Genomic DNA, 12,914 nt, shown 5'->3' on the forward strand with positions numbered 1-12,914 from the left:
CTTAATACCTTAATCCTATTATTATATACAAATTTTATTCAGAATAGATTTTTTTACCAATTTGTTGTTTTATTCTAGGCTATGTGTTAAAATATAGACTTTTTGATAGTCATACAAACCGAGTGAAAGGGATTTTGTGAAGCATATCTTACTTATAGTTGATGGTGAAATCGCTCTTCAATTCCTAAGAGATGTATTAAAGTCATATTACAGTAATAACCTATACATAGTGATATATCAAGATTCAATTTTCCTTCCCAAAGAAATTCCAAGTAGTTTTGAATTTTACCACTGTGATTACACATCTAGCTTCCGATTAAATAACCTACTAGCAAATAAAGATATAAGCGATGCTTTCATTGTGCTAAAAGACCCAAATGAAGCCCATGTAATATATGAATATTTACGCAGCAATTATAAAAAAATTCGAATCATAAAAAGCATTTATGATTCGAATAAGAAATACCAAGAGTTAATGAATAAAGATTCCAATCTTATTTGTATTTCACAAACAGAGGCAATGTCTTTAAAACTCTTATCTCGATTGCCAAATGTCCCTGTTGTTCCACGTGGCTTTGGTTTAGAGCAAGGAGAGGTTATGGAGATTGGCGTTCCTAGTGGTAGCGTGTTTGCTCATAGACAAGTAAATACCATTCAACAAATTAATTGGAGGATTATTGGAATTTATAGGCGACAAAATTTTATGTTAGCCACTTCGCAGTCAATAATAATGCCCGGGGATACTCTATTGGTAGCGGGTAACCCAAATGTCATGCATACAATCTATCAAAGAATCAAATCCGAAATGGGACAATTCCCATTGCCATTTGGTATGGAGATGTATCTATTTTTAGATATGTCACTGCAAAGTAAAGACCAAATGCTTTTTGATTGTAGAGAAGCTATTTATTTGCATAGACATTTAAAAAGCATACATCTAACAATAAAGATTCTACATCCTACAAACTTCAAAACTATAAGAGAAATTGATAGTTTAAGCCAAAATGATATTTCTATCATAGTAGATTACAATAGTCAAGACTTTATTCAAACAGTTCGCAATAAATTTGGTAAGAAGATTGGATTAATCGTAGTAGGCAATGAGCTTTTCTCCAAAAGAAACTATCGTAAAGTCCTATGGCAGAGTAAAATACCAGTATTCAAAACAGCAAAAAGTGCCATAAGCGCAAAAGATTATAATCCAAACATAGAAAAAAGCAAACTTCAAAACAATAACAATAAGCTATGCTACCCTCCAGCAGTATCAGAAAGCCTAATTGTAATAACTAGCGATAGCTATAAGGACTATAATATATCTACTGTTATATTTGATATAAGCAAACAACTACAGCTTAATGTAAAAATATATGATTTTGAACCAGATAATCACTTTAGCAATGAAGTAACAGAGCATTTTAGTAACATATCGCGCATATTTGAACGTAAATTTTTTATAGAACGAACAAATTCTCATAATCCTATTTTGTATTTACAGAATCTAAAAGAGCCTGTTTTGCAATTTGTGCCATTTCGAGCAAGCATTACTAAGAGCAGAATCTTAGCCTTTACGAAAGTGCAATTTGAATCACTAAGCTTCATGGTGGATATGAATCCACAAATCTTTATTCCAATTGCTGAATAACATACAAATAAACACTAAATGGCTAATACTAAAGAATTAGACAACAATGTAGGGCTAACATTTATTTATAATTAGCTATTTAAAGAAAGTTAGATTCTTATGCCTAAGCTATTGGTTTTTGTTACAAATATAAATGTGGCTCTATCATATTTTAGATATAAAATGCAATAACAACATATGTAAATTAAAAAATGAATTTGTCCAATTAAAGCTTAAAAATAGCAAATTTAACTTATTTAATAACATAAGTTCAAAAGCCAATAAGCTATATGCCTCTAGATTCTCTATATTATTCTTGAAGCTTTGTAGCTTGAAGCACAAGCATAAAGCCTAGTTGAACTCCAAACTCATATAAAAGCTCCTCTCCCCTTTGTATTGCTTCTTGCAACGGCATAGGAGCATTAATGATTGAAAACATGCAATCAATATGGTATTCACGTAGGTCTAAATATCCCTCCCCAAGCAAACCTGCTACACCAATAGTATGCTTACCTAGAGCAAATGCTCTACTAGCTATACCAATTGGGGCTTTACCAAAGCTACTTTGCCTATCAAGACAGCCCTCACCTGTGATAACTATATCTACATTGCGTATCTTCTCATCTGCTTTAATCAAATCCAGTATTCTATATGCTCCATTTAGAATCCGAACACAACAAAATGAAGATAATCCAAATACAACTCCACCTCCAGCTCCGCTCTTATTGATAGTGCGTAAGATTTTGCCCGTATGTGCTTCTACTATATCTGCAAAATAACTTAGATTTGATTCTAATATTTCCAAATCACCATCAAGTATTCCTTTTTGTTTACCATAAACATAAGTTGCACCATTTTTTCCTAATAAAGAATTCTCTACGTCGCATATAATCTCAATTTCTAAATCACAAAGATCTATACTCCCAGATATAGAGTAAATATTATGAAGATCCTTAGGGCTTATATGGTCTTTTATAACTGCTCCGTTCTTATCATGAAATTTTATCCCTAATGCTTGCAAGCAACCAGCACCACCATCATTTGTAGCACTACCCCCTACACCCAAAATAATTTTTCTAGCTCCCTTTGTATAAGCATCTAAAATCATCTCTCCTAATCCATAACTTGAGGCATAAAACGTGCGTCTATTCTCAATAGGAGTAAGAGTTAATCCAGTGCTTTGAGCCATTTCTAGAATTGCTTCATTCTCACGCAAAAGATATTTAGCTTTAACTTTCTGCCCATAAGGTCCAAAAACGCTAACATCTTGTAATGTATATGATTCTATATCATTTACAAAACCTTGCATTAACAAAGCTTCAAGCAATCCATCGCCACCATCACTTATTGGCATAATAGTGGAAACAAGGGGATAATTGACCCTATCAAACGAATCCTGTAGACCTCTTTGCAATGCTAAGCATGCTTGAATAGAAGTCATAGAGCCTTTGAAGGAATCAAGAGCAATTAATATCCTATATGGAGAGACTTGGCTAGAGTTTATGATACTAAACATAAATACCGCCTATTGACATTGAGATATAAATTCTCTATGTTTTTGTAATTCTTCTGAACTATCTATTTGGGTATCTGTGATTAAATCAAAAGTCTCTTGAGCTCTTTTGCAATCCTTAATTTTGTAGAATCCCCAAGCAAGACTATCTAAATATTCTACAGAATCTGGCTCAATTGATAAGGCTAAAGATACATAATGAATACCAGATTCCAAATCAATATCATAGTCAATTAATAAATAACCTAAAAAATTATAAAAAAATGCATCTTCCTTACTTGGTTTTGAATTGCTATCTACTAAATCTTTGTTACGATGCTCTATTGCTTTTTTGAGAGATTCTATCACAGGCATTAATGCCTCTTTATCTCTTGAACCCAATGCTTCGTATTGATATACAGCACTTAGTCTTAAGAAGTTATTAATCTTTGTGTCTTCATAAAGGCTTCTTGCAACCTCAAATGCCTCTTGAAAACGATTTGCAGCTGAATATACCTGCATTAGCAATTCTCTTGCCTCATGTCCTAGCACAGATTCATTTTCTTGTAAAAAGACTATGGATTCTTCATACTTTTCTTGCTGCATTAGTAATCTTACAAATAAAGTTGCATTTTGAATATTTTGAAAATTTTCGAATCGCTTAATTAAACTATCCTTGAGAGTATCAAATTCATTGAGTTTAATATAAAGCCCTATGAAATTTTCAAGATTCTCGTTAGATTCATTATTAACTATAGAATCGCTTAGATATTTAAGAGCATTTTGAATATCTTGCTTATCAATATATATAGCTATAATTTGATATAATACATCATTCTTTAACTTACTAGAGGCATTCATAGAATCATTATATATCACTAACAAATGCTCTAATGCTTTATCTAATTGCCTCTCTTGTATATATATATTAGACAATATATAGTGGAATTGGATATTCGGATTTGTGAGTATAATTTTTTCTAACAATATAGATGCTAGATGGTATTCTCCCTTACGCATATGCGATTCTGCAATAATAGCATTTATATCATCATCATCGATATCATGGCTTTGAGCTTGATATTGCATTGCTAGATTAAGCGCTATATCAAAGTTTCCAGCTTCACTTTGTGATAAAACCATTTGTTTTAGAAAATAGAAATCTTTAGTTTCTATAAACAGATTTTCATAGATTCTATATGCCTCTAAATATTTGCCATCAATAGTTAAATTAGCAGCTTCAATCATATAAAGATCATGTTGGTCAATATCTGGATATTCGGTTTCATAAGCTAAAACATGACTGCTAAAAACCAAGCTAACTAAAAATGAATATATTAGTGATAAAGAAATACTAATCCGCATTTAACCCCTCTACTATCAGACTTATGTAATCACACCAATACATCTACCAATAAGCTCTTTTTTATTTTTATCTTTATTCTTATGGCTATCTGCATAACTATCCCAAAAAGGAAAGCTTTGACATTGCTTGGGTCTAACAGGATAAATGTCGCAACACATTGAATCTTCATTAAAAAATACACAGCCTACTCCCATATATTTATTGTTGCATGTTTTCTCTATTAGGGAAAAACGATAACCAACTTTCCTAATATATCTTAGGCACATATCTTCAAATGGAATATTAAGAAATTCTGCTATCAAAGCTATTTCTTCAATTTTCAAAAATACATATCCACTTTCGCCATAACAACATTTACCACCACACTCTGCGCATTTACTAGGATCAAAGCTAAAATCAAAGCCCACTTTCCTCATGAGAAGCGGTTGTGCGACTAGCTTAAGCAAGCTAACCTCATTCTCTCCTATTAGATTATCATTCATTATGTTCCCTATATTAATTGTAGGTAGTATATATAACATTGTAATTGAATTTTATTAATATGTTTTATCAAAGGTAATACGTGGATCTACTATCATATATAACACATCACTTATAATATTTACCACCAATCCAATAAGTGTAAAAATAAAAAGTGTCCCAAATATAACTGGATAATCTCTCGAAATAATACTATCATAACCTAATAATCCCAATCCATCAAGGCTAAATATAATTTCTATAAGTAGATTAGAGCTAAAAAACATACCAACAAATGTAGCTGGAAACAAAGATATAAGCAGCAAACAAGCGTTACGAAATACATGCTTGTATAGTATTACCGCATTACTAGCACCCTTTGCCATAGCTAAAGTAACATATGTCTTTCCAATTTCATCTAAAAATGAGTTTTTGACTAATAGCGTAAGGCTAGCAAATCCACCTATACATATACATATTAGAGGCAGAATCAAATGCCACAAATAATCCATAATTTTTCCCATTATAGACAATTCATGAAAATTCTCGCTAACCAAACCCTTAAGAGGTAAAATATCCCAAAAACTACCTCCGCAAAATAAAACAATGAGTAAAATAGCAAAAAGAAAAGAAGGTATAGCATATCCTATAGCTAATATAGAACTTGTAATCGCATCAAAATTAGAACCATCTCTACATGCTTTAGCAATGCCAAGAGGAATGCTTATTAGATAAATAATAATGGTGCTAAATATTCCAAGTGATAAGGAAGTTGGCATTTTTTCCATAATAATATCTATTACTCTTGTCTCCCGATAAAAGCTAACCCCAAAATCAAACTTAATGAAGTTTTTTAAAACAAAAAAAAATCGATCCAATATTGGTTTATCAAATCCATACTCCTTATTGAGCTGTTCTAAAAATTCTGCATCTAATCCCCTTGAACCTTGATAGCTGCTAAGTTTTACACTTCCAATATTGCTTTCACCATTTATTGAATTAGTTAGCTTCGCGCTTATTTGTTCAACAGGACCACCAGGAGCTAACTGAATAATAAAAAAATTAAGTGCTATTATTCCAAACAAGGTTGGAATAATAAGCATAAACCTCTTAGATATGTATATTAACATAATAGCCCTCCATTTAATTGGCATAAAGACACTAATACGGAACAAAAACTTAATTTATGTAATGCTATATCAATCTAATGTTAAAGCCTATTGACAATCATAGCATCAACAAAATCTAATATACTATAAAGATAAAATTTAACCGCTTTGAATAAAAATTACAGATTATTAAGTATGAAAGATATATATCAAATTTAATAAGGACTATCCATAAAGTTTAATAGCTTAATAGCTAGGATTTTCTTTGTTTTGTAATTATAGTAGTCAGACCAGCCTTAATGCTATCTCCCTTACCAACTAATGCTTGTAAATTGCTACCTGTTAGTTTTACTCTAATTCTGCCTATATTTAAGAATCCAATTTTATCCAAGAAAAGAGATTTATCACTATCACAACGCAAACTACAGAATCTAAAAAATCTAGGCAACATATGGATGGTAAGTTTACAATCATCATTATCTAATAAAACATTAGCCTCAAGCCTATCTCTAGCCCCAAGCTCATTTGCAGTTCTACTATTGCCAATAAAATAAAATCCCTTGATATATGTTATAGAAACATCATTTAAATCCGTGGGTGCATAAATCCTAGCATTCCATCTAGTCTTAATTTCTATAGTTATAGAATCATTATCCTGCATAAGCCATACAACTCTACCATTGATTGGGGCAACTATACCTTGAGGATTGGTTGGAACAATAATCTTAGAGCCAAACGAAAATATCCAAAAAAATACCAACAACGCTGTTATACCAGACAATATATACCAATTAAAATATAAAAATACTAAAACAACTATTATCAACAACAATGTTCCAAATCTATGTTCTGGCTCAATTATTCTCATAATAAATCCTAGTGTATGCAATAGAGCAATTTATACAAACTCCTAAATTATAACAAACTATTCATATTTAGTAATATTGTAAATATCACAATCGCAATAAATTACTATATATTTATACAAAACATTCTATTACTTAGTAACAAATAAACAACAATATAGCAATATGAGAAGATATATCTTTATTGTTTAGTCATTATATCTTGAAAATTTACTATTGTATAATTCTAGTTTATAGGCGAATCTTTTGGAGACAAATATGAAAACTTTTGATTATATTGCTCATATAGAATCATTGGCACATAAATCTTTGAAGATAGATGAATTTTGCCATATCATGCAAAATTATTTTCCAGAATATTCAGAACTATCTAATGAATGTTTCTTTGAAGTTTTAATTGCACTAAATGCTCCAATAACAAGATATACCAACCAATGTGATAATCAAATGGAATACGTTGGATTAAATAGCAAAGATATCTTATTAAACGAAGCTAAACTGTGTTTCGTAGACATTGAAACTACATCTAGTAATATAGAATATGGACAAATAATCGAAATAGGTGCTATTATGGTTCAAAATGGCAAGATTCATAAGATATTTGACAGCCTGATACATAGCAATTACGTGCCAAATGATATTATCGAGCTAACAGGCATAGATGCAAAAATGCTAGAAAATGCGCCAAATATTAATGAAACTCTTAAGAAATTCAGAGATTTTCTAGGCGATTGTGTATTTGTGGCGCATAATGTCTTATTTGATTATAACTTCCTTTCAGATTCCATGATACATCATGGAATCCCACCTCTTTTTAATACACGTCTTTGCACAGTAGAGCTTTCTAAAAAAACAATACCTTCAAGAAAGCATGCCCTACCCTATCTCAACAAAGCACTTGGAATCAATATGAAAATAAGTCACAGAGCACTAGCCGACTCCTTTAGTTCAATGCAACTTTACAATATATGTATGCTAAATCTCCCATCTAATATCAAAACATTACAAGAATTAATTGATTTTTCTAAATGCAGTATTCACTACCAATCTTATTCTATAAATAAAAAACACTAAACAATAAAATTTCTTTGTAAATTTACATGTATGAGCTTATCTATACCATATATCAAACATAAATACATAATTAAGTAATATTTAAGCATAGATAACTACTTATTTATCGCTTAACTATTCTTTAAATAAAAAATAAACTATGATTAATTATAGACTATCTTTACGCTAGAAAATTATAAAATCCAAATATAATATTTAGCTCAAAATTATAACTATGCTAGCTTTCATCTTTACTAGATTTTATAGAACCAATAGTTTGTTTATCTATATCATCATCTTGAATTTTAGCAAAAGATTCAGAATTGTTTAAATCTACACTTAATTTTTCTTCTTGAATTATTTTCGGTTTATAGTCCTCAAATAGATTTTGAACAGATTGTATATTATCTTGCAATCCCCTTTCAGCATCCTTGACTACTTGGAAGTCATCTTGAATCTTATTAAAGTCATTTTCAAGTTTTTCTTTATACTCAAGTGCTTCCTTTTTAATTTCAGCAAGATTAACTTCCCTATCTAGAGTTTCTTTGGCATCACTTATTGTCTTTTTTAAAACTCTAATAGTTTTAACAACTTCCACAATAGCATTGGGCAGCTTATCTGGACCTAAAATAATAATACCAACGATAAGCACTAAAATAATCTCTCCGATTCCAAAACCAAGCACTTGATCCTACCTAAAACGTTTTTAACTTAAAAACTCTTATTGCATGCTATCTAATATACCTTGAACCTCATTAACAGAACCGCTTTCAGTAAAAAAGAATACTTCAACTCTATTGTTAGCACGTCGCCCAATATCACTATCATTAGGAACAATTGGGCGATATTGACCATATGAAGTGTAAGAGAGCCTATTTGGATCAACACCTTTGTTAATAAGATATTTCATAACATTGTATGAACGAGCAGCAGCTAACTCGTAATTATTCATATAGCCCACAGGAGTTGAATTATCAGTATAACCACGAATATCAACATATACTTCCGCGGGAAGCTTATTAATTGTAGTAGCGAGTAAATCTAGCTCGGTTCTCCTGTCCTGATTCAAAAGTTCAGAAGTTCCAGTCTCAAAGAGAATATCAGATGGCAAACGTAATGTGGTTCCCTGCTCAATTTGCTCCAACAACCCACCATCTTGCACTAAATTGGATAATTGGCTAACAGTTACTGTGGTAGTAGGAGCATTTTGATTTATTGATGTGTTTTGATTCTCGCTTTCGGTCTTCTTTACATCTGATGGATCTGGTGGAATCATTAATACTGGCATTGTACGTTCAGGAATAGGAGTAGCATCAAATATCGTAATAAAAGCTTGTGTAACAGCTTTAACTTTGGATGTATTTGCAGCAGAAATTGCATAAAGAGCAATAAACAAAGCTAAAAGCAAGGACAAAAAGTCGGCATATGGCACAGCCCATTTCTCTCCTGCTGGACACTCACATTTGCATTTTTTAGACATAGGCACTCCTTATCACAAATTTTCTTTCTACAAAATACCAACAAATAAAAAACAATTATTCAAATTGTGAAATTTTTGGTTCACCAGGAGGAATGAAGCCCAATAATTTAGCTTCCAAATTTCTAGGATTATCTCCATTTGCAATACCACACACAGCTTCTATAATAAGAATCTTTTCAATTATAATATCATGGGATTTGTTTTTTATCTTATTACCAAATGGACCAAAAAGAGCATAAGCTCCCATTATTCCTGTAACAGTTGCTGTAAAAGCACCTGCAATACCTGCAGCCATAGCAGCCGGATTATCAAGTAACTGAAGTGCTAGCATAAGACCCATAACAGCACCAACAAGACCAAATGTAGGGCAAGATTCGCCAAAAAGCAGCCAATAATGGGCAGCACCATGATAATAATGTTCGAGTTGTTCAACTTGAATCTCCATATCTTCTCTCACATCTTTTGCTTCACGACCATCTATAATCATAGACATAGCTTCTCTAGTAAAATCATCTTCAAGTTGGGATACTCTTGCTTCAAGAGTAAGTAAGCCATTTTTACGAGCCTCAGAGCTAAATTCAACCATTTGACGAATAGTATTATTTAAATTAATCTTTGGATTCACAAATACAATTTTTATTTCCTTAAAAGCAGCTTTAATTGCATGTGGATGAGATGCTGTCATAGCAGAGAATGCAGCTGTTGGCATAACAATCAAAATAGAACTCAAATGAATAACGTGCAAAGGGTTACCCCCCTCGAGTATATCCCCAATAGATATACTCGTGATAGATAAAACAATTCCTAGAATACTCGATAAATCCATACTAACCCTTTCTATTTATAAAGTCATTATATTATCTAACAAATATATATCATTTGTTTTTATGCTGAACAAGCCAAACATTTCAAGTCCTTCTGAACTTTTACCTTTCTAAAGTCCATAGTCCTTATATCCATACTTAAAACGGTATCAGTAAGCAACTCTCCAAGATCTAAGATATATTTTATAGCCTCACTAGCCTGAATGCAACCAACAATGCCGGGTAAAACACCCAATATTCCAGCTATAGATAAAGATTCCAACTTTTCCTTACTTGGAGCATTAAATACGCACCTAAAGCAAGCAGTCTTGTTGGGTATAATAGTCATAGCCCGACCTTGATATTTTAACACGGAGGCATGGCTAAATGGTTTATTGATTTCTATACAAATGTCATTAATGAGGAATTTACCAGCAAAATTATCAGTGGCATCAACTATAAAATCATAATTCTTCGCGATACTGTGACCATTTGAATCGGTAAATTTATCAAAATATGTATCTACTACTATATTTGGATTAATACTCTTCATCTTAACACTTGCAGATGATATTTTTGATCTTCCAATATCACCTGTGAAGTGAATAACCTGCCTTTGCAAATTTTCAATTTCAACAACATCGCAATCAATTATTCCAATCCTACCTACACCAGCTGCACTAAGATATGAACAAACAGGAGATCCAAGCCCACCAACGCCAATGACCAAAACCTTAGATTTGGAAAGCTTTACTTGTCCCTTTTCACCAATATCTTCCAACAATAATTGACGTAAATAACGCTCCCTAAGTAGATTGACAGATTCCATTATTTAAACTCCCAAGAATCATTTAAGAAAGTTCTACGAATCAATATAACGAATCCAAATGGGGACTACTTGTTGCTCCGCTTTAACTGTTGTGCTCTCCCCATGCCCTGGATACACAACCATATCCCTATCAATAAGTAAGAATCTTTCTAAAGAATATTTCATAGAGCTAGAACTAGAATAAGGAAAATCATAGCGACCAATACTACGATGAAAAATAAAATCTCCGCTAAAAAAGCAATTATCTATCTCTATCATACTGCAGCCAGGAGTATGACCCGGAAAATGCCAATAATTAACATTTATACCATTTATGCAAATAGAAGCCACAGATTCATTATTTTCTATATATACATCTGCCTTGCATGGAGTAAGACCAAGATTGAAACAATCAGATTCCAACATAAACGAATCTTGCTCCGGACAATAAACTTTAGCTTTTGTTTTTTGTCGCAATGAAGCTATATCCCATATATGATCAAAATGACCATGAGTAACTAATATTGCTTGGAGATTAGAAGTCTGGGACAAAATCCATTCAGTAGAGCCATAACCCGGATCAACTACAAATTCAAAGCCATCAAATTTCAATAAATAAGAATTTGTAGCGTAATCCCCGAAGTCTTGCCTAATAATATCCATTAGGATTCCTTTAAACTAAATCTTAAGTAAATCAGCCAAGCAGATAGACTTATACATTTTAATATAGATTGACTTAAAACAACATAAAAAATATTATTCAGTTTTATACAAACTAGTTTATTTTACTTTGTTTATTTGCCAACTTGGATAAATAAATGCAAGCATTTGAATTCTTTAAATAGCATGCTTTTGTATAATACTGCAGCGCATTGGCTATATCTTCGTTAGCATCTTTAGTAACACCACGTTCATAGATAATACCAAGATTTAGACATGCGGCTGAATAATCCCCGCCACAAGATTGATTAAAAAGATGTATAGCCTCAGCATAATCACTTGCAACTTGTGCATAATTGTAGCGTAAAACACCAAGATTAAAGCAAGCCACACTATCTCCCATAGTGCAGCTCTTTCCATAATAACTCTGAGCTCTATCTAAATCTACATTATCAGTTTTCTGCTTTTTAGAATCAAAATCCTGACTATAAATCAAGCCAAGATTCTGGCATGCTTCTTTATTACCTGCTTGACAGGCTTTTGTATAAAGCTCTACGCTCTTATTTGATTCTTTACTAGTGTCCTTTTCCTTATCATCTTTTGTCTTTGAAGTGGTTGAATATTCATAGAAAGCAAGATTATTACATGCATCATAATTACCACCATTACAAGACTTTTGATAAAAAGCCATCATGGATATATAATACTGTTGTTTAAGCTTTTTGCGTTGAGAGCGAGAATACCTCTTATCATTATCTAAACCATCAATAATCTTGCCTTGAACTATACCAGCAGATAAACAAGCAATGAAATTATTTTGTTCACATAGATTAGCAAACAAAGGCAATGCCCCTTCTAGATCCCCCTTCTTATAAAGACTATATGCCATATTATATTCTGCTTGCGGATTGTAAGGATTATTATAAGCAATATTGCTTTTAGTATTGTTTGGCTTATATGAGCCATATGCTTGCTGATTAGAATAAGATTCATATCCGCTAGCACCAAATAATTCAGCTGAAATCAATGCTACTAAAACCAATAAACATACAAAAAAAACTTCACAAATACGCATATACGCTAAAGAAAAGTTATAAACAATAAGAATATTTTTAATAAATATTCTCATACTAAACTCCTTAAAAAATATTAAGTCTAAAAAATATTGATTTTGCACTATCATTATATTAACATTAC

The 12,914-nt window shown here is 31.8% G+C and carries 13 protein-coding genes; 2 read left to right on the plus strand and 11 right to left on the minus strand.

Features of this window, described 5'->3' with window-relative positions; all coding sequences use genetic code 11:
• Positions 1-136: 136 nt before the first annotated feature.
• Positions 137-1,642, plus strand: coding sequence for a TrkA C-terminal domain-containing protein (locus LS73_RS03140; protein WP_034556879.1), 1,506 nt, complete (start codon positions 137-139; stop codon positions 1,640-1,642).
• A 289-nt stretch (positions 1,643-1,931) separates the two neighbouring features.
• Here LS73_RS03140 and LS73_RS03145 read toward each other — a convergent pair whose 3' ends face one another.
• The 5 genes from LS73_RS03145 to LS73_RS03165 form a co-directional block, all read right to left on the minus strand.
• A complete protein-coding gene (locus tag LS73_RS03145) occupies positions 1,932-3,137 on the minus strand; it encodes a glycerate kinase (RefSeq protein WP_052089468.1) in 1,206 nt (401 codons plus the stop codon).
• 9 nt (positions 3,138-3,146) lie between these two features.
• The gene (locus LS73_RS03150) at positions 3,147-4,478 is read right to left on the minus strand and encodes a tetratricopeptide repeat protein (protein ID WP_052089469.1); all 1,332 of its coding nucleotides are present in this window, start codon (positions 4,476-4,478) and stop codon (positions 3,147-3,149) included.
• A gap of 21 nt (positions 4,479-4,499) precedes the next feature.
• The gene (locus LS73_RS03155; protein WP_324736852.1) at positions 4,500-4,961 is read right to left on the minus strand and encodes a YkgJ family cysteine cluster protein; all 462 of its coding nucleotides are present in this window, start codon (positions 4,959-4,961) and stop codon (positions 4,500-4,502) included.
• A gap of 54 nt (positions 4,962-5,015) precedes the next feature.
• Positions 5,016-6,068, minus strand: coding sequence for a microcin C ABC transporter permease YejB (gene yejB, locus LS73_RS03160; RefSeq protein ID WP_034556880.1), 1,053 nt, complete (start codon positions 6,066-6,068; stop codon positions 5,016-5,018).
• Positions 6,069-6,300: 232 nt separating this feature from the next.
• On the minus strand, positions 6,301-6,915 hold the full coding sequence (locus LS73_RS03165) for a hypothetical protein (RefSeq protein ID WP_034556882.1): 615 nt from the start codon (positions 6,913-6,915) through the stop codon (positions 6,301-6,303).
• 256 nt (positions 6,916-7,171) lie between these two features.
• Here LS73_RS03165 and LS73_RS03170 point away from each other — a divergent pair, with 256 nt between their 5' ends.
• Positions 7,172-7,987, plus strand: a complete 816-nt coding sequence (locus tag LS73_RS03170) for a 3'-5' exonuclease (RefSeq protein WP_034556884.1) — start codon at positions 7,172-7,174, stop codon at positions 7,985-7,987.
• 217 nt (positions 7,988-8,204) lie between these two features.
• On the opposite strand, the gene tatB is transcribed toward LS73_RS03170, so the two are convergent.
• The 6 genes from tatB to LS73_RS03200 form a co-directional block, all read right to left on the minus strand.
• Positions 8,205-8,651 carry a Sec-independent protein translocase protein TatB gene (tatB, locus tag LS73_RS03175; protein ID WP_052089470.1) on the minus strand — a complete coding sequence of 149 codons (447 nt, stop codon included), beginning with the start codon at positions 8,649-8,651 and terminating at the stop codon, positions 8,205-8,207.
• A gap of 36 nt (positions 8,652-8,687) precedes the next feature.
• Complete coding sequence (gene motB / locus LS73_RS03180) at positions 8,688-9,446, minus strand: flagellar motor protein MotB (RefSeq protein ID WP_034556886.1); 759 nt, start codon at positions 9,444-9,446, stop codon at positions 8,688-8,690.
• Positions 9,447-9,501: 55 nt separating this feature from the next.
• Positions 9,502-10,272, minus strand: coding sequence for a flagellar motor stator protein MotA (motA, locus tag LS73_RS03185; protein WP_034556887.1), 771 nt, complete (start codon positions 10,270-10,272; stop codon positions 9,502-9,504).
• Positions 10,273-10,331: 59 nt separating this feature from the next.
• On the minus strand, positions 10,332-11,078 hold the full coding sequence (locus LS73_RS03190; protein WP_034556889.1) for a HesA/MoeB/ThiF family protein: 747 nt from the start codon (positions 11,076-11,078) through the stop codon (positions 10,332-10,334).
• A 33-nt stretch (positions 11,079-11,111) separates the two neighbouring features.
• Entirely contained in the window at positions 11,112-11,720 is a 609-nt protein-coding gene (locus tag LS73_RS03195; RefSeq protein ID WP_034556890.1) for an MBL fold metallo-hydrolase, read from the minus strand.
• Between the two features lie 112 nt (positions 11,721-11,832).
• Positions 11,833-12,846 carry a tetratricopeptide repeat protein gene (locus LS73_RS03200; protein ID WP_104692092.1) on the minus strand — a complete coding sequence of 338 codons (1,014 nt, stop codon included), beginning with the start codon at positions 12,844-12,846 and terminating at the stop codon, positions 11,833-11,835.
• Between the last annotated feature and the right edge of the window lie 68 nt (positions 12,847-12,914).

It is taken from the genome of Helicobacter muridarum (assembly GCF_000765805.2).
Taxonomy (GTDB): Bacteria; Campylobacterota; Campylobacteria; order Campylobacterales; family Helicobacteraceae; genus Helicobacter_A; species Helicobacter_A muridarum.